The organism is Azospirillum sp. B510 (assembly GCF_000010725.1).
In the GTDB taxonomy this organism is placed as follows: domain Bacteria; phylum Pseudomonadota; class Alphaproteobacteria; order Azospirillales; family Azospirillaceae; genus Azospirillum; species Azospirillum lipoferum_B.
Window position 1 is genome coordinate 1,397,998 of sequence record NC_013855.1, and the last position, 21,812, is coordinate 1,419,809.

A 21,812-nucleotide genomic window follows, 5' to 3' on the forward strand; every position below is an offset into this window, starting at 1 on the left:
TCCGGTTTTCCGGGAAGCTGACCCGATGGAGCGGCCCGCCATGGCGACGCCCCGGGTGGAGCGGGTCACGCTGCTCGGGCTTGCCCAGGCCGGGCAGCGGCTGGTCGCGGTCGGGGAACATGGCGTGGCGCTCTATTCGGACGATGATGGCCGAACCTGGCGCCAGTCCGCAGTACCGGTCAGCGTGACGCTGACGGTGGTCCGCTTCGCCGACGCGACCCATGGATGGGCAGCCGGCCATAATGGCGTGCTGCTGCGAACCGACGATGCCGGCGCGAGCTGGCAACGGGTGCTCGATGGCCGGGACGTCATACGCCTGTACCAGCAGGCGGCGGATCGGATCGCCACCGGCAATAGCCTGTCCAACGAACGGAGCCAGCTTGCGCAGAGCCAAGCCGCCCGGTTGGCCGCCCGGTTGGCCGAGGACGGGCCGGACAAGCCCTGGCTGGACCTGACCGTCGACTCCGCCGGCCGTCTATGGCTGGCGGGGGCCAATGGTCTGCTGCTGCGCAGCGAGGATGGCCGGCAGTGGGAAGCCTGGTCGTCCCATCTGGGCGATCCGGTGGACCGCCATCTCTATGCCGTGCAGACCAGGGGCGAGGAGATCGTCATCGCCGGAGAACAGGGGGTGCTGCTGCGCTCCATTGACGGCGGCGAACATTTCGAATCTCTCTGCCTGCCTTACCGCGGCAGCCTGTTCACGCTGCAACTGGGCGAAGACGGGATGACGGTGGCCGGATTGCAAGGCAACGTCTTCCGGTCCATCGACGGCGGCCGCAGCTTCGTTCCGGTGCCGCTCCCGGCGCCGGTCAGCATCACCGCCAGCCTGCGGATGCCGGACGGCGGGACGCTCCTGGCCAATCAGGCCGGCGACCTCTACCGGCTCCATCAGGGAACGCTTCTCCCGCTCGGCGTCTCGGCGGGCAGCAATCCCTCGGCGCTGACCCTGGCCGCCGACGGCAGCCTCGTCAGTGCCGGCAGCCATGGCCCCAGCCGCATCGCGGCGCTTCCGACAATGAGCGACCTCCGATGACCGCATCCGTCGACAATCCTCACCTGGAGGACAGCGCGCTGCCCTTCGATCCGCGTTCAGGATCGATGATCGAGCGCCTGCTGTTCAATTATCGCCAGTGGATTCTCCTGCTGTGCGTCGCGGTGACGGTGCTGGCGGCTTTCCAGCTGCCCGGCCTGCGCAGCAACGGCAGCTTCGAAAAGATGATCCCGACGGAACATCCCTTCATCGTCAACTACCTGGCGATGAAGAGCGACTTGCCGAACCCGAACGTCATCCGGGTCGCCATCGAGGCGCCGAACGGCGACATCTACGATGCGGACTTCCTCGAAACTCTGAGGCGGCTGACCAACGACCTGTTTTCGATTCCCGGCGTCGACCGGGTCGGCCTGAAAAGCCTATGGACGCCGAACGCCCGCTGGCAGGGGGTCACCGAGGATGGGTTCGATGCCGGCACCCTGGTGCCGAACGACTACCAAGGCAGGCCGCATGACCTCCAGCAATTGCGCGTCAACGTGCAGCGGTCCGGAGAGGTCGGCAAGATCGTCGCCTTCGACGAGAAATCCGCCCTGGTTTCCGTCCCCCTGCTGGCCGACAACGCGCAGCAGCACCGCAAGCTGGATTATGGTTCGCTGAACGTCACGCTGGAGCAGCTTCGGGCGCGCTACGAGGCCCAGGGCGTGCGTATGCACGTCACCGGCTTCGCCAAGGTCGTCGGCGACCTGATCGAAGGCTTGCGGAAGATCGCCGCCTTCTTCCTGCTGTCGATCGTCCTGGCCATGGCGGTGCTGTATGCCCACACGCGGTGCGTGCGCAGCACCCTGCTTGTCGTGGCGTGCTCGCTGGTGGCCGTCGTCTGGCAGCTGGGCGCCCTGCCGGCGCTGGGCTTCGAACTGAACCCCTATTCCGTGCTGGTGCCCTTCCTGGTCTTCGCCATCGGCATGAGCCACGGCGCGCAGAAGATGAACGGTATCATGCAGGACGCGGGACGCGGCGCGCCGAAGGAGGTGGCCGCCCGCTACACCTTCCGCCGCCTGTTCCTGGCCGGGCTGACGGCGCTGTTGTGCGATGCCGTCGGCTTCGGCGTGCTGCTGATCATCCGCATCCAGGTCATCCAGGAACTTGCCATGATCGCCAGCCTCGGCGTGGCGATCCTGATCTTCACCAACCTGATCCTCCTGCCGATTCTCCTGAGCTATGTCGGCGTCAGCCCGCAGGCGGCGGAACGGAGCCTGCGGGCCGAGCGGGGCCAGAGCCATCCGGTGTGGCACTGGCTCGGCCGGCTAACCGAACCGCGCCGGGCCGCCGCCACGGTGGCGGTCAGCCTGGCGGCGGCTATCGCGGCCTTTCTGGTCAGCCAGCATCTGAAGGTTGGCGATCTTGACCCCGGCGCGCCGGAGCTTCGGTCGGACTCGCGTTACAACCGCGACAACGCGTTCATCAACGCCCATTACGGTGCCAGCGGCGACATGCTCATCGTGATGGTGCGCACGCCGGTCGGCGAGTGTTCGGCCTATGATGCGCTGATGCGGGTCGATGCGCTGGACTGGAAGCTGCGCAGCCTGCCGGTCGTCGAAAGCACCGCGTCGCTTGCCAGCCAGCAGCGCCTGCTGTTGAGCGGCTACAACGAGGGCAGCCCGAAATGGTACGATCTGCCGCGCAACCGCGACATGCTCAACACCATCACCGCCAACGCGCCGCGCGGTCTGTTCAACGACAATTGCTCCGTGCTGCCGGTCACCGCCTACCTGCGCGACCACCGGGCCGATACCCTGGCGTCGGTGGTGGAGATGTCCGACGCCTATGCAAAGGCCAATGATAGCGACTCCGCCCGCTTCCTGCTGGCAGCCGGCAACGCCGGGATCGAGGCGGCGACCAACATCGTCGTCCGCCAGGCCAATCGGGAGATGCTGCTCTGGGTTTACGGCGCGGTGCTGGTCCTATGCTTCGTCACCTTCCGGTCCTGGCGGGCGGTGCTCTGCACCATGCTGCCCCTGGCGCTGACCTCGCTGCTCTGCGAGGCGCTGATGGTCATGCTCGGCATCGGCGTGAAGGTCGCGACATTGCCGGTCATCGCGCTGGGCGTCGGCATCGGCGTCGATTACGCGCTCTACGTGATGAGCATTCTGCTGGCCCACCTGCGCAAGGGCGAGCCGCTGCCGACCGCCTTCGAGGCGGCACTCCTCTTCACTGGGCGCATGGTCATGCTCACCGGCTTCACGCTGGCGGCGGGCGTCACGGTCTGGGCCTGGTCGCCGATCAAGTTCCAGGCCGACATGGGGGTGCTTCTGGCCTTCATGTTCATCGGCAACATGGTCGGCGCCCTCGTGCTGCTGCCGGCGCTTGCCCGCTTTCTGCTGAAATCCGGGGCGCCCCGGGCCTGATACGACGCCGGCTTCCGGCAATCGCCGACAATCAATGAATGGGAAGGATCGATGTTCAAAGATGAAGTGGTAGCGATCACCGGCGCCGGATCGGGCATTGGCCGGGCGCTGGCAATCGGGCTGGCGCCGCTTGGCGCCCGGCTCGCCCTGGCGGACATCGACCAGACCGGCCTGTTGGGAACGGCGGAGTTACTGCCCGCCCACACCGAGGCACGCTGTTACCATGTCGACGTATCCTTGCGCGAAGCGGTGTTCGCCTTCGCCGACGAAGTGACGCGCGACTTCGGCGCCGTCCACATGGTCGTCAACAACGCCGGCATCTCGGTCATCGCCCATATGCGGAACTTGACGATCGAGGAGATCGAGAAGGTGCTGGATGTCAATCTCTGGGGAGTCATCTACGGGACCAAGGCGTTCCTTCCCGGCATGCTGGCGCAGAAGGACGGTTGCATCGTCAACATCTCCAGCGTGTTCGGACTGGTGGCCTGCCCCGGTCAGATCCCCTATACCATGTCGAAATTCGCTGTGCGTGGCCTGACCGAAGCCCTGTGGATGGAACTGGCGGGAACCGGCGTGCGGGCGGTGCTGGTGCATCCGGGCGGCATCAACACCAACATTTCCAGGAACTCCACCCATGCCCGAAACGAGAACGACCAGGATCGCCGCCTGGCGCGGGCCATGCTCTCCCAGATGACGACCTCGCCCGAGGACTGCGCGAGAGAGATCGTGAAGGGGTTGCTGAATGGCGACAAGCGCCTGCTGGTCGGCAGCGGCGCGCGAACCCTCTACCGCATGTCGCGCCTGCTTCCCGACAGCTATGACGCGCTGATCCGGCGGAAGCTCAACGCGTGAAGCGTCCGCCGCGGTCGCGGAACCGAGGAAACCGGCATGGGCAGGCACCACAATGACCTCGACGCAGAATTTCCTTAAATGGGGCCGCAACGCGGTCGGAACGGGCGACGGAGAGTCCACGGGCGGCCTGCTGGCCCATCTTCCGATCGCCGGCAAGGTCGGGTTTCTCCTGTCGCTGATGATCCTGCTATGCGCCGGCCTCGCCCTCTACAGCCTGGTGCAGATGCGCTCCATCAAGTCCGGGTACGAGTCTGTGGTCACGTTGTCGGAACGTAGCAAGACCGCCCTGGTCGCCACCGGAGCCCTGCGCTCGATCCGAATTCTGGCGCTGGGACTGGTTGCGCAGGACAACAGCGATACCCTGCGATACGCCGAACAGGACATGACGGCCCTGAAGACGCTGTTCGTGGACAGCGTCGCTGAACTGCAACGCATCCTTCCCCAGCGGCGCGACGAAATCGGGTCCGCCGTCGTCCAGTTCGACAGCATCCTCGCGATCGTCGACGTCGCCCGACGGCAGGTGCTGGACGGGGACCGGCAGGGCGCGGAAGCCTCCTTGCAGAACATGAACATCGACACGTCAATGCAACAGTTCGACGGCCTCGCGGATGACATCGCGCAGGCGATCACCCAGGAGAATGCCGAAGCGGAGGAGCGCTACCACCGGACCGTCATGGTGACCACCATGTCCGGCGCCGGCGGCGGCCTCATCGTGCTGACCTTGGCACTTCTGGTGAGCACCCGCTCCCTGTCCCGTCCACTCGGCCGGATCGTCGGCGAGATGCGACGGCTTTCCGATGGCGACCTGTCGGTGGTCATCCATGGCGGCAGCCGGCGGGATGAGATCGGCGCCACCGCCCGGGCCTTGACCGTCTTCCAACAGGCCATGCGCGAGGCCGAAGCGTTGAAGGGAGCGCAGGAAGCAGCGCGGCTTCGCGCCGAGCAGCAGCAGCGTGCCACGCTGGCGGCACTGGCCGACGATTTCCAGGGACGGATGGCCGGCGTCGTCGCAGCGGTCGGCGAAGCGGCCGAGCAGATGCAGCGCACCGCCAGGGGGCTGGACCGGGTCGCCGACCATGCCAAACAGGAATCGGCGGTTGTCGCCCGCAATGCGGGGCAAGCGTCGGAAAGCATCGAGAACGTGGCTGCCGCCACCGAGCAGATGTCGGCCAGCATCCAGGAGATCGTACACCGGGTCACGGAGGCCGAAGACATTGCCAGGAAAGCGACGGGAAGCGCCCAGCAGTCGCAGACCACCATGGCGAAGCTGTTGCAGGCCGCCGACGAGGTGGGCGAGGTGGTTGGACTGATCAATGACATCGCCAGCCGCACCAACCTGTTGGCGCTCAATGCCGCCATCGAGGCGGCACGGGCCGGAGAGGCAGGGCGGGGTTTCGCCATCGTCGCGCAGGAGGTCAAGGCGCTGGCAGGCCAGACGTCGCAGGCGACCCAGCGCGTGCAGCAGCAAATCGCCGGCATCCTGACGGCGGCTGGCCAGTCCGCCGAGGCGATCCAGTCGGTCGGAAAGATCATTGCCCGACTGGAGGACATCGCGGTAGCGATCAGCGCGTCGGTCACCGAGCAGGGGCAGGTCGTCCACGGCATCGCCGAGGAGGCCAGCCGCGCCGTAGGCGGTGCCGATACCGTCCGCACGCTGATGGCCGGAATCATCGAGGACGCCGACGGGACCGACGCGATGGCCGGACAGGTGCTGGCCGCCGCCGATAATCTGGTGGGAGAGGCGGGCAGCCTGCGTTCGGCGGTGGACAGTTTCCTCACCCAGGTTCACACAGGCTGAGCGGTGGGTGGGATATGGCCGGCGCCGTGAAGCGGGCATCAATCCTGGGTGAGCGGCAACGTCCAGAGGCGTGGAGGAAATTCGCCGATCCTCCGCCCCGTGGGCTGTGATCTGGCGAAGGGAGGTGGTCATCGCGCGTTTTCGGTAAGGTTGTGTTGCGACCCCCAACCCCAACCGAGCTCCCACGATGACCGACGACAGAATGGCGCTTCTCGAACAGATCCAGAAGAGTACCGACGGCGACTTCCTGCGCGCCATCGCCGAGCACACGCTGCACCGGCTGATGGCCTTCGAGGTCGATGGGCTGATCGGGGCTTCACGTCACGAACGCAGCGACGAGCGGTCGACCTACCGCAACGGCTCGCGGCCGCGCCAACTGGAAACCCGGCTGGGCACGCTCGATCTGAAGAACCCCAAGTTACGTCAAGGCTCCTACTTCCCGGCTTTCCTGGAGCCGCACAAGACACACATGGTTTCTTCAACGACATCAGCTTGACACCGTTTCCCGGTGAAAGGGCCGTCCACCACATCACCTCAATCAGTTCAGGGACCGGTCGAAGGATCAGGCCGCGCGAATGCTGGCAAGGAAGCTCTCGACCTCCTGGCGAAGAACCTTGGCCTCGCTGGCCAGCGCGCCCGACGCGCCGGTCACCTGAGTTGCCGCGCTGCTGGTTTGCCCGACGGTCCGGTTCATGTCGGCGATGGTGTAGCTAACTTCGGTGGTGCTGTGAGCCGCCTGCTGGACGTTGCGGGTGATCTCGCTGGTGGTGGCGCTTTGCTCCTCCACCGCAGCGGCGATCGCCGCGCTGATTTCGTTGATGCTGGCGATCGTCTTACCGATCCCGTCGATGGCCAGGCTGGTCCCCTCGGTCGCCTGCTGCACCGCCGCGATCTGCGCCGCAATGTCCTCGGTGGCCTTGGCCGTCTGCGTGGCCAATTGCTTGACCTCGCTGGCGACCACGGCGAAACCCTTGCCGGCCTCTCCGGCGCGCGCCGCCTCGATGGTCGCGTTCAAAGCCAGCAGGTTGGTCTGGCTGGCGATGTCCTGGATCAGCTTCACGACCTCTCCGATCCGCAACGCCGCCCCCGTAAGGTGAATCACCGTGCGGGTGGTCTCTTGGGCCTGCGCCAGCGCCGTCGCGGCGACCGCGTTGGAGCCAGCCACCTGACGACCGATCTCTTGGATCGAGCTGGTCATTTCCTCAGTTGCCGCGGCGATCGTCTGCACCGTCACAGCCGTCTCCTCAGCCGCGGCGGCCGTCGTGGCCGCCTGTCGGCTCGCCTCGTCGGCGACCGCCGTCATGGTGTGCGCCGTGCCGTCGAGTTCGGTCGTGGCGCCGTCCATTGTGGCCAGGATGGCGGTGATCGAGTTGTCGAAGCCGGCAACCGCCGCTTCCATCACACGCGTCCGTTCTTGACGTCGGGCGTGCTCGCTCGCCTGTTCGGCGGCCAACCGATCGGCTTCCTTGGCAGTCACACGCAACGCCTCGACCGCCGCGGCGATCTCGCCGATTTCGTCCGCGCGCCCACGCGCCGGCACCACCACCTCGCGTTCGCCCTGCGCCAGTTTTGACAGCACTGCCGTCATGCCGACCAGCGGGTCGACGATACGCCGGCCTATCAGGATCGCGACGCCGACCACCGTGAGAACGACAAGCGCCAAACCGCCGACAGCGAGCAGCAAGCGGACGAATGCGCGGCCGCGCGCCGCCTCCGCCTGGCTCAGCGCCTCCGCAATGGCGGCATCCCGCACCGCGAGCGCGGTTTGCACGCCGCCAACCAAGCGCGACCAGGCGTCCTGAAAGGAAATCCCGTAGTCAACACCTGTCCGTCCCCTGGCGATCAAATCGGCGATAAGCGCATCGGTGGCGCCGAAGAAGGTCGCGTCGGTACCTTTCAATGCCGCCGCGAGGGCGGGCGCGTCGGCAATCTGCGCGGCGGTGGCCTGGAGGCGCGCCCAAGCATGACGCGTCTCTCCGGCCAGGGCGGCGGCCAGTTCGATTTCGTTGCTGGTCAGCATCCGCTTGGCACCGACAACCGTGGTGAAGATGGCAACGCGGCGCCCGCCGGCTTCGCGCATGTCCCAGGACAGGCGGGCGATGCCGCCAAGCCGTGCGACGTCGGCGTCGGCGAGCGCCACGCCCTGTTCCAATCCATTGGCGATGCCGTTCAGTTCCATGACCCGGGCAACCACGCGCTCACCGAATCCCTTGACAAAAGCCTGGTCGCGTTCGGACTTGGGGCGGGCAATCGCGGCGTCAACCTCACTGTGGAGTGCCGCCAACGCCTGCTCGACCGTGCGCAATGTACCGAGCGCTGCCGGCTTGCCGGCATAATTGGCGGCCTGAACAGTGCGGTTGGCCTCCGCCAGCGTCTTGGCGATTTCACGACGGGCGGCATCGATCTTGGCGCGCGACTCGTCGCCGGCCGGAGCGTCCGCGAGCAGGGCTCCATTCTGCACACCCCGGCTGAGCACAACCTTTTCGGTGACCCGCAGCACCGCACCCATCGCCTCGGAGAGGGTTCCGGCATCAACAGAGCGGCGGTAGTTGCCCCACTCCACGGCCAAGAAGGTGATCGACACCACCCCTGCCACCGTCGCCATTGCCAGTACGCAAGAAAGAAAAAATGCTCGGATTTTCATAAAATCTTCTCCTTGCGGACTTTTTACAATTTTCAAATCACCAAGGCGGATTCTTGGTGATGGTGCACGCGGATTTATTACTTTCTTGTAAAAATTTAGTCCGGGTCTTAATCCGAGCCCCCGGCCTCCAGGCATGCATCACCCTCTCTTAGAACAATGAGAGAGGGTGGTGCACGCATTCATTGATTGTAACCGCCGGAATCCGCGCCGTCTGGCGCGGCGGCTGTAACGCTCAGATCCCCTTGAAGACGGGCTTGCGCTTTTCGTGGAAAGAGGCGACGCCCTCCTTGAAGTCCTCGGAGCCGCGCAGACGGCCGTAGGCCTGCCCCTCGATCTCGATGGCGCCGTTGACCGAGACATTGTTGCCGCTGTTCAGCACGCCCTTGATGGTGCGCTGGGCCAGCGGCGAGAAGCCGCGCAGTTCGTCGACCAGGGCGGCGACCGTCGCCTCCAGTTCGGCATCGGCGACGCACTCGGTGACGAAACCCCAGTCGGCGGCCTGGCGGCCGGGGATGCGCTTGGCCCGCATCACCATGTCCTTGGTCCGGCAGATGCCGATCATGTGCAGCAAACGGGCCGAGCCGCCGGAGCCGGGGATCATGCCGATGCGCATCTCCGGCAGGGCGAACTGTGCGGTCTCCGACACGACGCGGAAATCGCAGGCCAGCGACAGCTCGAAGCCGACGCCGAAGCAATAGCCGCGGACCTGGGCGATCACCGGCTTGCGGCAGCGTTCCGGGGCGGCGATGTTGACCGCCAGCTCCGACACATGCTCGGCCGACTTCTCCATGAAGCCGGCGATGTTGCCGCCGGACGAGAAATTCTCGCCCTCGGCACGCAGGACGATCACCCGCACCTTGGGATCGCGGTCCAACGCCGCGAACACGGCGCTGAACTGGTCGCGCTGAAGCATGCTGACGATATTGAAGGGCGGGCGATGCAGCACGATGTCGGCGCGCTCCTTGGCCTCGTCGATCTCCACACGGAAGCCGTCGAGGTCGGCGAGCAGGCGGTCGTTGCTGTCGAAACGGTAAGGGGTCACGGTTGAAACTCCATGGATGAAGGCTGGGGTCAGGAAAGTGTCGGGCTGTGTTCGAGCGAGAATTCGCCGGCCTGGAGCTTGCGGCGCAGGATCTTGCCGACCGGCGATTTCGGGATTTCGTCGAGGAAGACGTACTCGCGCGGGCGCTTGAAGTTGGCGAGGCCGGAGGTGCGGCAATGGTCGTCGAGATCCCTCGCCTCGACGCCGCGGGCGCGCTTGACGAAGGCGACGACCCGCTGGCCCCAGCGCTCGTCGGGCAGGCCGGCGACCGCCACCTCCAGCACGCCGTCATGCAGCGACAGCACGCTTTCGATCTCCACCGGAGAAACGTTCTCGCCGCCGGTGATGATCATGTCGTCGACCCGGCCGGTGACGAAGAGGTCGCCGTCGCCGTCGAGGAAGCCGATGTCGCCGGTGAAGTACCAGCCGGCATGCAGCGCCTTGGCGTCGGCATCCGGCCGCTTCCAATAGCCTTCGAAGGACTCGTCGCCCGCCAGGTCGGCGATGATCTGCCCTTCCTCCCCGGCCGCCGCGCAGTCGTCGGGATCGAAGCTGCCGAGGCGGACGATGCGGATGCGCTGGTTCAGCGCCGCCTTGCCGGCGGAGCCGGGCCTGGCCGGCGCGTTCTGGTCGAACGTGAAGGTGTAGATCTCCGACGAGCCGTAATGGTTGACGAACAGCTCGGGCCGGAAGGCGGCATCCAGCCGCTTCAGCAGGCCGTCGGTCATCGACGCCCCGGCGAAGCCCAGCTTGCGCACCGACGACACGTCGGTGGCTGCGAATTTCGGGTCGGCCAGCAGGTCGTGATAGAGCGTCGGCACCAGATAGAGGCAGCTCAGCCGCTCCGCCGCGATCAGATCGAGCGCGCGGCCGGTGTCGAAGCGCGGCAGGCAGACGAAGCAGCCATCCACCAGCGCCATCGCCAGCAGCGAGCGTACCCCCATCGTGTGGTAGAGCGGCATCACCCCCAGCGTGCGCTCGCCGCGGCGGTAGCAGTTCTGCGCGACATGGGCGATCGCTGCGGCACGTTCGGTCCGGTGGCGGCGCGGCACGCCCTTGGGCTTGCCGGTGGTGCCGGAGGTGTAGAGGAACAGCGAGACATGTTCCGCCGTGGCGCGCGGCTGCGCCGGAGCCGGTTCGCTGTCCAGCAGGTCGGCGAAGCGGTGGTCGGCCTGCTGGCCGCCATCGCCCACCGCGATGCAGGGCAGCGCCCGCGCCGCGCCGGACTCCCGAACGGCGTCGGCCGACACGTCCTGATGGAACAGGGCGCGCACCTCGGCGTTGGGCAGGCAATAATCCAGCTCGTCCGCCTTCACCCGCCAGTTCAGCGGCACGATTGCGATGCCCGCGAGCTGGCAGGCCCAATGGATGGTCGCCATCTCGTGCGTGTTTTGCAGCGCGGTGGCGATGCGGTCGCCGGGATGCAGGCCGAGCCGGTCGAAGGCGCCGACCAGCCGGCGGATGCGCTCCAGCCATTGCGCGTAGGTCAGCCGCAGGTCGCCGTCGATGATGGCGACCGCGTCGGGGCTGCGCTCCGCGCTGGCCAGGATGCTGCGGCCGAGGTCAAACATGGGAGACCTCCTTCATCGTCTGGCCCGTGACCTCCATCACGGCGCGGACGATGCCGGCATAGCCGGTGCAGCGGCAGAGATGGCCGCTCAGCATGTCGCGTAGCTCCTCTTCGGTGGGTTTCGGGTTGCGGCCCAGGTAATCGGTCAACGACATCAGGATGCCGGCCGTGCAGAAGCCGCATTGCAGGGCGTGATGCCGGCGGAACGCCTCCTGAAGCGCGGTCATGCGCCCCTCGTTGGTCTCCGCCAGCCCTTCGACGGTGTCGATGCGCCGGCCGTCGGCCTGCACCGCCAGCGTCAGGCAGGCACGGGCGGCCACCCCGTCGATGCGGACAGTGCAGGCGCCGCAGACGCCGTGCTCGCAGCCGACGCGGGTACCGTGGGCGCCCAGCTCGTGGCGCAGGAAATCGCTCAGCAGCAGGCGCGGATGGGCATGGCCGGTGCGCGGCTTGCCGTTCAGGACGATGGAGACGGCATGGCGCGTCTCCGCCGTCAGCGCGGATGTGGATTTCAGCGGCGGCATGACAGGGCCTCTTCAAGGACGGTGCGGCCGATCCGGCGGACGAGGTCGCGGCGGTAGCGCGCGGTGGCATGCTGGTCGTCGTCGCCGCCAAGGTCCCAGGCGAAAGCGTTCAGCGCCTCGTCGAGATCCGGCGGCAGCCCGCCGTCGACCAGCGGCCAGGACCGCGACGTCGGCCGGTCGGCCACCCCGCCGACGGCGAGGCTGGCGGCCTGCCCGTGCACGGTGGCGGCGCAGGCGGTGATGGCGAAGTCGCCGTGCCGCATCGACTGCTCGCGGAAGGCATGGCCGCTGCCCGGCCGGGCCAGGGGAAAGCGGACGCATTCGACGATCTCGTCCGCCGCCTTCACCGTGGTCAGCGGGCCCAGGAAGAAATCGGCGGCGGCAACGGTACGGCGGCGCTTCGCGTTGCGCAGCACCACCTCGCCGCCGGTGGCGACCAGACAGAGCGGCGTCTCGGCGCTGGGATCGGCATGGGCGACCGATCCGCAGAGCGTGCCCCGGTTGCGGGTCTGGAAATGGCCGACCCACGGCAGGGCGGCGGCCAGCAGCGGCACCTCCCGCGCCAGCGTCGGGCGGGCCAGCACCTCGGCCTGGGTGACGGCGGCGCCGACGGTCAGCCAGCCATCCTCGGCGCGCAGCGTGCGCAGTTCCTCCAGCCGGCCGAGGTCGATCAGCAGGCGCGGCTGCACCAGCCGCATGTTCAGCATCGGCATCAGCGACTGGCCGCCGGCGATCACGCGGGCATCGTCGCCCCCGGCCGCCAGCGCCGCCAGCGCCTCGGCGACCGTCGCCGGCCGCAGATAGTCGAAGGATGCGGGCTTCATCGGGCGATCCCCAGAAGGCGGAGCAGGCGGGCCAGAAGCGACGGAGGCTGGGTGAGGGCCGCGGGGCCGCCGGCACGGGCGACCAGCTTCTCGAAGAACTGGCCGATCAGCAGGCGCGAGGCGCTGTCGAGCATCCGGCCGCCGACCGCGGCGACCTTGCCGCCGACCGACGCGCCGTAGCGGTAGGTGACGCGCGTGCCCTCGGCGGTGCGCTCCAGCGTGACGTGCCCGGTGCCGCTGCCCGAGCCGAGCGCGCTGGTGCCGCTGCCGGTCAGGGTCAGCGCGTTCGGCGGGTCAAGGTCGGACAGCGCCACCTCCGCGGTATAGCGTCCGCGTACCGGACCGATGCCGACCACCACCTCTGCCCGGTAGGCGTTGGGACCGACGAGGTCGAGCGCCTCGCAGCCGGGCAGCAGCGCCGCCAGCTCCTTGGGATCGAGCAGGATGGCCCAGACCTGTTCGGGGGTCGCCGGCACCTCGCGACTGCCCTCCCCGGTCAGGCCGCGCCCGCCCTTGACGGCGGCCGGCGGCGAAGTGGAAGAGCCGACTGCGGAGGTCGGGCGCGGCGGCTCCGGCGGATGGATCAGCGCCGCCAGCTTGGCCGGGGTGATCGGCAGGGACGGCACCACATCCACGCAAGCACCGGACAGCGCGTCCGCCACCGCGTTGGCGAGGCAGACCGGGGTGCTCATGCAGTTCCCCTCCCCCACCCCTTTGGCGCCGAGCGGGGTCACCGGCGACGGGCTTTCGCGGTGCAGGATCACCGGGACCGGCACCTCGCAGGCGGTCGGCACCAGATAGTCGGCGAAGCTGCCGGACAGGAACCGGCCGTCGTCGCCATAGGCATATTCCTCGTACAGCGCGGTGCCGACGGCATGGGCGAAGCCGCCCAGGATCTGCCCCTCCACCAGCAGCGGGTTCAGCAGCCGGCCGGCGTCGTGCATGGTGACGTAGCGGTCGATCCGCAGCGCCCCGGTCGTCCGGTCGATCTCGACCCCGCAGAAATCGAAGATGAAGCCGTAGCAGGCCGAGCTGTTGATGTGATCGGCGTCGGTCGGCGCCTTCAGCGGCTCCGGTGTCCAGAAAGCGGTCTCGCGCAGCGCCGCCTCCTGCCCGTCCGGCCCCTGCCCTCCTGACAAAGTGCCGGGCGACCAGTGGCCGGCGGCGGCGACGCGGGAGAAGGACAGGCCGTTGTCCGGGTTGGCGTCGGAGAAGACCTTGCCACCGGCGAAGCGCACATCGTCGGCCCGGCAGTTCAATTGACCAGCGACCAGCGCCGCCATGCGGTCGCGCAACCGGGTCGCGGCGACCTGCGCCGCCCCCGCCACCGCTCCGGCGAAGCGGCTGGAATAATTGCCCGACGCGATCGACCAGGCGTCCTTGCCGGTGTCGAGGTCGGTGTTGACGCGGATGTCCTCGAACCGCAGGCCGAAAACGTCCGCCACCACCTGGGCCAGCACGGTGCGGTGCCCCTGGCCCTGGGGGGCGGAAGCCACCGTGACCGAGACGCCGCCGGTGGGATCGACGGCGACGCTGGCGGTCGCCTGCGCGCCGTTCTTCGGCCCGGCCTTGCGCCGCTCCTCGGCGGTCAGGACCGTGGTGATGTAGCCCATGTTGGAGATCGACGGTTCGACCACCGCGGCGTAACCGATGCCGTAGAGCCGCCCCTCCGCCCGCAGCGCCTCGCGCCGCGCCTTCAGCGCATCGAGCGCCCCCTCGCGCACCGCCTGCTCCAGCGTCGCACGGTAATCGCCGCTGTCGAGCGTGCCGCCCGACGCGGTGCGGTAGGGCATCGCCTCGGCCGCCACCAGATTGCGGCGGATGACATCGAGCGGGTCCAGCTCCAGCTCCGCCGCCACCCGGTTCATCAGCCGCTCCAGCCCGTAATAGAGCTGGCCGCCGCCGAAGCCGCGGTTGAGGCCGGTCGGCGTCTTGTTGGTGACGACGATGCGGTTGGTCACCGCGAGGTTCGGAATGTCGTAGGCGCCGGTCAGGTTGCCGTGGTTGCGGTAGAGCGAGGCCGGTTCCGGCGCGCGCAGATAGGCGCCGCAATCCTCGGTCTGCTCCATCCGCAGCGCCAGCACCCTGCCGTCCGGCTCCACCGCCGCGTCGATGCGCATGCGGCGCGCGGTGGCCGAGGTGGCGGCCATCAGATGTTCCAGCCGGTCCTCCACCCACTTCACCGGCCGTCCGGCGACGCGGGCGCACAGCCCCATCAGCACGACATAGGGGAACACCGCCTGCTTGTTGCCGAAGCTGCCGCCGGAATGGGGCGGCGTCTTCAGCCGCAATCGCGATCCCGGCACGTTCAGCGCCTTCGCCATCACCGGATGGACGGCGAAGGGGCCGGAGAAGTTCGACAGCACCTCGTAGGCATCCTCGGCCGGGTCATAGTCGGCCAGGACGACGAAGCACTCCATCGGCGTGCAGGAGTTGCGGGGATACTCGACCTCGACAGACACGCTGCGGGCGGCGCTGGCGAAGGCGGCCTCGGGATCGCCGTAGCGAAAGCTGCGGCTGTTGACGAGGTTGGAGCCCACCGCCGGATGCAGCGGCTCCGACCCCTCCTCCAAAGCCTGCGCAATCGAGGTCACCGGCGGCAGCGGGCGGTAGCGCACCTCGATCCGGTCGAGCGCGTCCTCGGCGACATAGCGGCTGTCGGCCAGCACCACCGCCACCGGCTCGCCGACATGGCGCACACGGTCGATGGCGAGGCACCAATGCTCCATCGGCGCGCGGATGCCGACCAGGAACGGGCTGGCGAAGCGCCTGGCCTCGGCCCCGGTGACCACGGCGGCGACGCCGGGAAACGCCAGGGCGGCGGCGGTGTCGATGTCCAGCAGCTCTGCATGGGCGTGCGGCGAGCGCAGGATTGCGGCATGCAGGGTGCCCGGCTTCACCGGCAAATCGTCGGCATAGCGCGCGACGCCGGTCAGCAGGGCGGCATCCTCCACCCGCGGCATCGCACGGCCGACGAACGGGGGCGGATAGCCTTTGGTCTCAACGGTCTGCGTGGCCGTCATCGTCATCCTCATTCGATCGCCGCGCGCCAGACGGCGGCGGGGGCGGCCAACCGGTCGATATCGACGGACTCTTCGCCCGGAACGCGGATGCGCTTGAACTTCATCTCGGGCGAGCCAACCGGGATGGTGGCGTCGATGCCCCATTTCGCCCCCAGCCCCTCGTCGGTCGAGGGGTCGAGCTTGGAACACTGGCTGTTCCCCACCACCACCAGATCGCGGTCGGCCTGGAAGCGGGTGGCAATGGCCCATTCGACCTCGCGCGCGTTGTGGATGTCGACGTCGGGATCGACCACCACCGCATGCTTGATGTCGTAATGGGCGGCGAAGGCGCCGAGCAGGACGTTCTTCGCCTCGCCATGCTGGGTCTGCCGCAGCTTCACCACCAGATGGTAACGACCGACCCCGCCCAGCGAGAGATGGACATCCTGCACGTTGGGGAAGTTGCGCTGGAGCGTCGCCAGGATCGTCGCCTCGCGCGGGATGGCGCCCAGCAGCAGATGCTCCAGCCCGCCGCCGACGATGGTGTGGAAGAGCGGACGGACGCGGTGGGTCACCGCATCGACCTGGATCACATGGCGGTTGGCGCGCTCGCCGTAATATTGCGGGAATTCGCCGAACGGTCCCTCCGCCTCGCGCACCCGCGGCAGCAGCCGGCCCTCGATGACGATCTCGGCCTCGGCCGGGACACGCACCCGGTTGGTCTTGCAACGCACGACGTCCAGCGGCTCGCCACGCAACGCCCCGGCGATCTCCAGCTCGTCCTGGCCGACGGGCACGATGGCCTGGGAGGCCAGCAGCGTCGCCGGATCGACGCCGATCACCAGCGCGATCTCCAGCGCCTCGCCCTTCGCTTCCGCCTTGCGGTAGAAATGGTCGGTGTGGCGCGGCAGCAGCAGGATGCCGATGCGGTCCGGCCCGTTGATCTGGCAGCGGTGGATCGAGACGTTCTGCACCCCCGTCTCCGGATCGCGGGCGATGGTCAGCCCGGCGGAGATGTAGGGGCCGCTGTCATGCTCATTATGGGTCGGGATCGGCAGCAGCCGGGTCAGGTCGATCGGACCGCGGTGGACGATTTCCTGCGCCGGCGCTTCCGCCACCTCGCGCCAGGGCAGGGGTTCGGTGGCGGCGCGCTGGCAATGGGCGATCAGTTCGTCCCCCGGTACCCCCAGCGCCTCCGCCATCCAGGCCCGGTCGGACACCAGGCCCGACACCACCGTGCCGGAATGGCCGTCGGGGTGGGGGAACAGCGTGGCGGTCGTTCCGTCCAGGCGCTTGGCGACGGCGGCGAGCTGGTGCACCAGCCCGACACCCGGCCGCATCACCGTCAGGCGGCCGGTCGCCTCCAGCCGGTCGAGCCAGCCGCGCAGGCTGTAGGCGGCGCTCCGCGTTTCCGGAACCGGAGACAACATTGGGGCCGGGGTGAGGAAACGGTCTGTGGCGTGGTTGCTCATGGCTGTCTGCCTTGGAATGGACGGTGAGACGATGCGGGCAAGGGAGCGGGCAAGAGGTCTCGCGAGGAGCCGGGCGTGGCCCTGGTTCAGGCGGTGTCCCGCATCGTCCGGGAGGCGGACATCAGGCGCGGCAGGTGGCTGACGCTCATCACGATCAGCGGGATGACCAGGGCGACATAGGCGTTGTCGATGCCATAGGGATCGCCGGCCAGATACCAGCCGATGGTCAGCACCAGCGACAGCAGGATGCTGGTGAGGGCGCCCTTCGGCGTGCCGAACTGCGGGGCGTAGAAGATGAAGAGGACCAGCACCGCCAGGGTCAGGCGCAGCGACTTCGCCAGGAAGGTGACCTTCAGCACGTCGGGGGCGAAGATGGCGAGCGGGATCGGCAGCAGGCAGACGACGGTCGACGCGATCCGCACGAACATCAACGCGCGGGAGTCGGCGGCCGTGACGGCGTCGGTCTTATGGACGGCCGGCAGATAGAAATCCTTGTACAGCAGCGTCGCCGTGCCGATGCTGATGGCGGAGATCGTGCCGAACAGCGAGCCGGCCAGACCGGCGACCACCACCGCGGCCATCAGGCTGTCCATCTGCGACACGACCATCGGGAAGGCCTGGAGCGCGTTGATCTTCGGGAACATCAGCGACGCGCACATGCCGCACAGCGCCGCCGCCAGCCCGAAGGGCACCAGCAGCAGGGCGGTGTAGAGGCTGGCCCGCTGCGCCTTGGCGGCGTTGTCGACGGTGCTGATCGCCTGGAGCACATACTGGGTGGAGAAGACGGCGCCGGTTCCCGCCAGGATCCAGGCGAAGATCTGCGGCCATCCGGCGGTGTCTATCGCGAACATCTCGGCCGGCAGGCGGGCGCGCAGTTCCCCCATGCCGCCGACCTGCGACAGGGCGAAGGCGGTGGCGACGAGGATGCCGATGTATTTGACGATCGCGTGCATCACGTTGGTGTAGATGACCGAGCGCATGCCCCCCATGCTGACATAGAGCGCCGCGACCACCCCGGTGATGACGATGGCGGTCGCCCGGTCGATCTTCAGAAGCCCGGCCAGCACGGCGCCGCCGCTGGCATAGACGGAGATGGCGACGATCTGCAGCGCCGCGATCATGATGATGCTGGTGGCGAGCTTCGTCCCCTTGCCATAGGTCTTCGCCATCACGCCGGAGATGGTGTTCTCGCCCAGATCCTTGAACTTGCGGGCGAACAGGAAGGCGTAGAGCACGAAGCCGATGCCCAGCGCCGCAAGGTTCCACGCCGCCGAGATGCCCCACTTGTAAGCGGCCTGGGCGGTGCCGACGCTGGCGGTGGTGCCGATGAACTCCGACATCAGCAGGAAGCCCACCAGCAGCGCCGGATAGGTGGTGCCGCCGGAGGTGAAATTGTGCGCGGTGTTGGCGAAACGTTTGGCGGCATAGCTGATGACGCCCATCGCCAGGATGTAGACGATGGCGAGCGACATGGCGGTCCAGTTGGCGTCCATGGCGAATGTCCTCCCGGTGTGGCAAGGCCCGCCCTTTGCCTGGGTCTTTTGCGGGCATGTGGATGCGTGCGGGGGCCGACGGGGTCGGCCGGCCCGGTCGCCGCCGCGCTACGGTGCGGGCGTGCTAGGGCCCGGGCGCACCGGCGCGCGGTGGCATGGGATCGTGAAGCAGGGTTCCACTCTGGATGAGGGCGGTCCGGAACTCCTCGGTGAACAGGCGGACGACATGGTCCAGCCCGTCGGCACCGGCGGCGGCATAGGCCATCAGGAAGGCGCGGCCGGCGAAGGCCGCGGCGGCTCCCCGCCTGCGGGCGCGCAGCAGGTCGAGGCCGGAGACCATGGAACCGTCGACCAGGACGGTGGCACGGCCGCGCACCCGCTCCTCGATCGCCGGCAAGGCGTCGATGGCCGCCGGAGCCGCGTCGAACTGGCGGCCGCCATGGTTGGAGACCAGGATGCCGTCGGCCCCCAGCGACACCGCCTTGTCGGCATCGTCCGGATGCAGGATGCCCTTGACGATCAGCGGACCGCGCCAGACGTCGCGGAAGCGGGCGACCGACTCCCAGGTCAGCGGGCCGGTCATCTTCTGGTAGACGAAGCCGGCGAGATCGCCGGTGCTGGCGTCCGGACCCAGATAGGGTTCGAAATTGAAGAAGCGCGGCTGGCCCCGCCGCAGCATCGCCAGCGCCCACAGCGGCGCCCGCGCCACGTCCCATGCCGTCCGCAGGGTCGGGCGGAACGGCACGACGAGGCCGTTGCGCACGTCGCGCACCCGCTTGGAACGCACCGGCACGTCCATCGTCAGCACCAGCGCATGGGCGCCCGCCGCCTGCGCCCGACGGATCAGGTCGAGCGACACCGCATGGTCGTTTTCCGGCACATTGTAGAGCTGGTACCAGAACACGTCCGGCGCGATGCGGGCGATGCGCTCGATCGAGCTGTTGGCGACCGTCGACATCACGTAGGGGATGCGGGCGCGCTGGGCCGCCGCGGCGATCGCCTCGTCGGCGTCCGGCCACAGCAGGCCGGCCAGCCCCATCGGCGCCACCCCGACCGGCAGGGCATAGCCGCGGCCGAACAGCGTGGTCTCGGTCGACACGCCCCGCAGGTCGATGCCATAGCGCGGCACGATCTGAATGGCATCGAGCGCCTGGCGGTTGCGCGCCAGCCCATGATCGTCCCCCACCCCGCCGGCGACGAAATCATAGGCGAAGCGCGGCGTCCGCCGCCGGGCCTGCGCCGCGAGATCGGCGACGGTGGGGAAGCGGCGGCGCAGCCGCGCCGCCTCGCTGCTCAACCCGCCGCTGCCCCAGCCGGCCCCGGCCGCGGGAGTCGCTTGCGGCTTCGGAGCGGACGGCACCGCGGAAGCTTGAGACGTCGCCGTCTCCATGGCCGGATCGCGCGCCGACATCAGTAGTCGCACAGCACGTTGACCAGCGCCTGACGACGCTCCTGCGTCACAACCGCCACCGCACGGCGCAGGGTGTCGCGCAGTTCCTCCGGCCGCTCGACCCGGAAGCCGACGCCGCCGCTCGCCTCCACCAGCTTCTCGAAGGCCGGCGACGGGCTGAGGTCGGCCAGCATGCGCCCGCCGTTGCGCGCGGCGACGCCGGTCTTGTACATCGCCATGGTGGCATTGCGCACGGCGCCATAGAGCTGGTTGTTGAAGACGATTGTCAGCACCGGCAGGTCGTGGGCCTCGCCGACCCAATGGGAGGCTGTCGGGTTGGCGAACATGTAGGCGCCGTCGCCCAGCGTCGCCACCACCAGCCGGTCGGGGTTGGCCAGCTTGGCCCCCAGCGCCGCCCCCAGTCCCCAGCCGAGGCCACCGGCGGCGCTGAGGCCGAAATAGGTGCCGCTGCGGGTCTGCGGGCAATGGTCCAGACGCAGGGGATATTCGTTGACGATGATCGCGTCGGGACCGACCGCCTCGCCGATGCAGGCGCTGAGCCATTCCGGACCGATGCGGCCGTCGGACGGCGCCGCGTCGGGGGACAGCCGCTTGCCGGCGAGCGTCTGCGACTGCGCCCGCAACGCCTCACCGCGGGCGGTGATGCTCTTGCGGTCCAGCCCCTCGTGACGATCCAGAAGGGCTTCGACGGCCGTCAGCACGTCGGCGGTCTCGCCGGCGATACAGAGGTCGGCGGGAAAGCTGCGCATCGGATAACGGGTGTAGGTGGGATCGGTCGCGACATGCACCACGCGGCAGCCCGCTGGCGGCGATTCCAGCGCCGGGATCCAGGGCACATCGGCGTCCAGCGCGATCACCAGATCGGCCTGGGCCAGCAGCCCGCCGGGCAGCGAGCCGAGATTCATCGGATGGTCGGCGGCGATGTTGAGAAAGCGCGGGTGGAAGGAGACCACCGGCAGGGCGAAACGCTCGGCCAGCCGCGCCAGCGCGTCGAAACCGGCCTGGGTGCGCCCGGCGCCCTGGGTGACGATCAGCGGACGCTCAGCCCCGGCGATCCAGTCGGCCAGGGTGCGGATGTCGTCGGGCTGCGGGTGGGGAGCGGCGGGCGCGGCGCGGCGGCCGGCATCGGGGCGGGCCACCCGGATCGGGTCGGCCAGCACGTCGCGCGGCAGCGTGGCATAGACCGGGCCGCGCGGCGCCGTCATCGCCACCTGCCAAGCGCGCGCCACTAGGTCGCCGGCCTGTTCGGGCAGATGGAGTTCATAATCCCACTTCACCGCCTCGCGCAGCATGCCGCCCTGGTCGAACATCTCCTGCGCCCAGTGGATGTAGCGGGTGCGGGTGCCGTGGCGGCCGCTTTCGCTGTAGGGGGAGCGGCCGGCGAACAGCAGCACCGGGGTCTCGTCGCGGCTGGCGTTCAACACCGCGTTGACGGTGTTGGCGGTTCCGACATTGACATGCACCATGACCGCCTGCGGCCGTCCGGTGGTCATGTAGACTCCGTGCGCCATCGACACCGCGAGATTCTCGTGCGGGACCACCATGGGGCGCGGAACGGCCGTGCCGGCTTCCGCCGCCCGGGCGAACGCCTCGGCGATCGGCGGAAAATCGGTTCCGCCGTTGGCGAAGAAGTAATCGACGCCATGCGCGGAGAGCTGGGTCAGGAAAAGATCCGATGCACTCTGCTCGAATTCTTTGGATCCGCCGGCGTTCGATTCGTTACTGACCAAGGACTTTACTCCCTCAACGTGCATTGGCTGATCGTCGGCGCTCGTTCCGCCGCT

14 protein-coding genes and 1 pseudogene are annotated in these 21,812 nt (G+C 68.4%); 5 read left to right on the plus strand and 10 right to left on the minus strand.

The window, feature by feature from the left end:
- The first annotated feature begins 40 nt into the window (after nt 1-40).
- From AZL_RS21130 to AZL_RS21150, 5 genes and pseudogenes are all read left to right on the plus strand, one after another.
- Nucleotides 41-1,033, plus strand: a complete 993-nt coding sequence (locus AZL_RS21130) for a WD40/YVTN/BNR-like repeat-containing protein (protein ID WP_158306002.1) — start codon at nt 41-43, stop codon at nt 1,031-1,033.
- Nucleotides 1,030-3,396 (plus strand): efflux RND transporter permease subunit, encoded by a 2,367-nt coding sequence (locus AZL_RS21135; protein WP_012976498.1) that lies wholly within the window; start codon nt 1,030-1,032, stop codon nt 3,394-3,396. Before AZL_RS21130 ends, AZL_RS21135 begins: the two co-directional genes overlap by 4 nt.
- Before the next feature lie 51 nt (nt 3,397-3,447).
- On the plus strand, nt 3,448-4,248 hold the full coding sequence (locus AZL_RS21140) for an SDR family NAD(P)-dependent oxidoreductase (protein ID WP_012976499.1): 801 nt from the start codon (nt 3,448-3,450) through the stop codon (nt 4,246-4,248).
- 52 nt (nt 4,249-4,300) lie between these two features.
- On the plus strand, nt 4,301-6,046 hold the full coding sequence (locus AZL_RS21145; RefSeq protein ID WP_012976500.1) for a methyl-accepting chemotaxis protein: 1,746 nt from the start codon (nt 4,301-4,303) through the stop codon (nt 6,044-6,046).
- A 187-nt stretch (nt 6,047-6,233) separates the two neighbouring features.
- Nucleotides 6,234-6,512, plus strand: a pseudogene (locus AZL_RS21150) (transposase); the annotation flags it as partial.
- Nucleotides 6,513-6,608: 96 nt separating this feature from the next.
- Here AZL_RS21150 and AZL_RS21155 read toward each other — a convergent pair.
- The 10 genes from AZL_RS21155 to AZL_RS21200 all read right to left on the minus strand — a co-directional run bounded on the left by AZL_RS21155 (nt 6,609) and on the right by AZL_RS21200 (nt 21,758).
- Nucleotides 6,609-8,690, minus strand: a complete 2,082-nt coding sequence (locus AZL_RS21155; protein WP_012976502.1) for a methyl-accepting chemotaxis protein — start codon at nt 8,688-8,690, stop codon at nt 6,609-6,611.
- Between the two features lie 232 nt (nt 8,691-8,922).
- Complete coding sequence (locus tag AZL_RS21160; protein WP_012976503.1) at nt 8,923-9,732, minus strand: enoyl-CoA hydratase/isomerase family protein; 810 nt, start codon at nt 9,730-9,732, stop codon at nt 8,923-8,925.
- A gap of 29 nt (nt 9,733-9,761) precedes the next feature.
- Nucleotides 9,762-11,303, minus strand: coding sequence for an AMP-binding protein (locus tag AZL_RS21165; protein WP_012976504.1), 1,542 nt, complete (start codon nt 11,301-11,303; stop codon nt 9,762-9,764).
- A complete protein-coding gene (locus AZL_RS21170; RefSeq protein WP_012976505.1) occupies nt 11,296-11,826 on the minus strand; it encodes a (2Fe-2S)-binding protein in 531 nt (176 codons plus the stop codon). Before AZL_RS21170 ends, AZL_RS21165 begins: the two co-directional genes overlap by 8 nt.
- On the minus strand, nt 11,814-12,650 hold the full coding sequence (locus AZL_RS21175) for an FAD binding domain-containing protein (protein WP_012976506.1): 837 nt from the start codon (nt 12,648-12,650) through the stop codon (nt 11,814-11,816). Before AZL_RS21175 ends, AZL_RS21170 begins: the two co-directional genes overlap by 13 nt.
- Nucleotides 12,647-15,679, minus strand: a complete 3,033-nt coding sequence (locus AZL_RS21180; protein ID WP_148219523.1) for a xanthine dehydrogenase family protein molybdopterin-binding subunit — start codon at nt 15,677-15,679, stop codon at nt 12,647-12,649. Before AZL_RS21180 ends, AZL_RS21175 begins: the two co-directional genes overlap by 4 nt.
- A 2-nt stretch (nt 15,680-15,681) precedes the next feature.
- A complete protein-coding gene (locus tag AZL_RS21185; protein ID WP_012976508.1) occupies nt 15,682-17,082 on the minus strand; it encodes a UbiD family decarboxylase in 1,401 nt (466 codons plus the stop codon).
- Nucleotides 17,083-17,210: 128 nt separating this feature from the next.
- Entirely contained in the window at nt 17,211-18,617 is a 1,407-nt protein-coding gene (locus AZL_RS21190; RefSeq protein ID WP_012976509.1) for a sodium:solute symporter family protein, read from the minus strand.
- Nucleotides 18,618-18,741: 124 nt separating this feature from the next.
- On the minus strand, nt 18,742-20,028 hold the full coding sequence (locus AZL_RS21195) for an alpha-hydroxy acid oxidase (protein ID WP_148219524.1): 1,287 nt from the start codon (nt 20,026-20,028) through the stop codon (nt 18,742-18,744).
- Complete coding sequence (locus tag AZL_RS21200) at nt 20,028-21,758, minus strand: thiamine pyrophosphate-requiring protein (protein ID WP_052293727.1); 1,731 nt, start codon at nt 21,756-21,758, stop codon at nt 20,028-20,030. Before AZL_RS21200 ends, AZL_RS21195 begins: the two co-directional genes overlap by 1 nt.
- Between the last annotated feature and the right edge of the window lie 54 nt (nt 21,759-21,812).

Bases quoted from the DNA above. Each gene is read 5' to 3' on its own strand.
- AZL_RS21165 (WP_012976504.1), bottom strand. From the start codon at position 11,303: ATGTTTGACCTCGGCCGCAGCATCCTGGCCAGCGCGGAGCGCAGCCCC.
- AZL_RS21195 (WP_148219524.1), bottom strand. From the start codon at position 20,028: ATGTCGGCGCGCGATCCGGCCATGGAGACGGCGACGTCTCAAGCTTCC.
- AZL_RS21180 (WP_148219523.1), bottom strand. From the start codon at position 15,679: ATGACGATGACGGCCACGCAGACCGTTGAGACCAAAGGCTATCCGCCC.
- AZL_RS21175 (WP_012976506.1), bottom strand. From the start codon at position 12,650: ATGAAGCCCGCATCCTTCGACTATCTGCGGCCGGCGACGGTCGCCGAG.
- AZL_RS21190 (WP_012976509.1), bottom strand. From the start codon at position 18,617: ATGGACGCCAACTGGACCGCCATGTCGCTCGCCATCGTCTACATCCTG.
- AZL_RS21140 (WP_012976499.1), top strand. From the start codon at position 3,448: ATGTTCAAAGATGAAGTGGTAGCGATCACCGGCGCCGGATCGGGCATT.
- AZL_RS21145 (WP_012976500.1), top strand. From the start codon at position 4,301: ATGACCTCGACGCAGAATTTCCTTAAATGGGGCCGCAACGCGGTCGGA.
- AZL_RS21155 (WP_012976502.1), bottom strand. From the start codon at position 8,690: ATGAAAATCCGAGCATTTTTTCTTTCTTGCGTACTGGCAATGGCGACG.
- AZL_RS21130 (WP_158306002.1), top strand. From the start codon at position 41: ATGGCGACGCCCCGGGTGGAGCGGGTCACGCTGCTCGGGCTTGCCCAG.
- AZL_RS21135 (WP_012976498.1), top strand. From the start codon at position 1,030: ATGACCGCATCCGTCGACAATCCTCACCTGGAGGACAGCGCGCTGCCC.
- AZL_RS21185 (WP_012976508.1), bottom strand. From the start codon at position 17,082: ATGTTGTCTCCGGTTCCGGAAACGCGGAGCGCCGCCTACAGCCTGCGC.
- AZL_RS21170 (WP_012976505.1), bottom strand. From the start codon at position 11,826: ATGCCGCCGCTGAAATCCACATCCGCGCTGACGGCGGAGACGCGCCAT.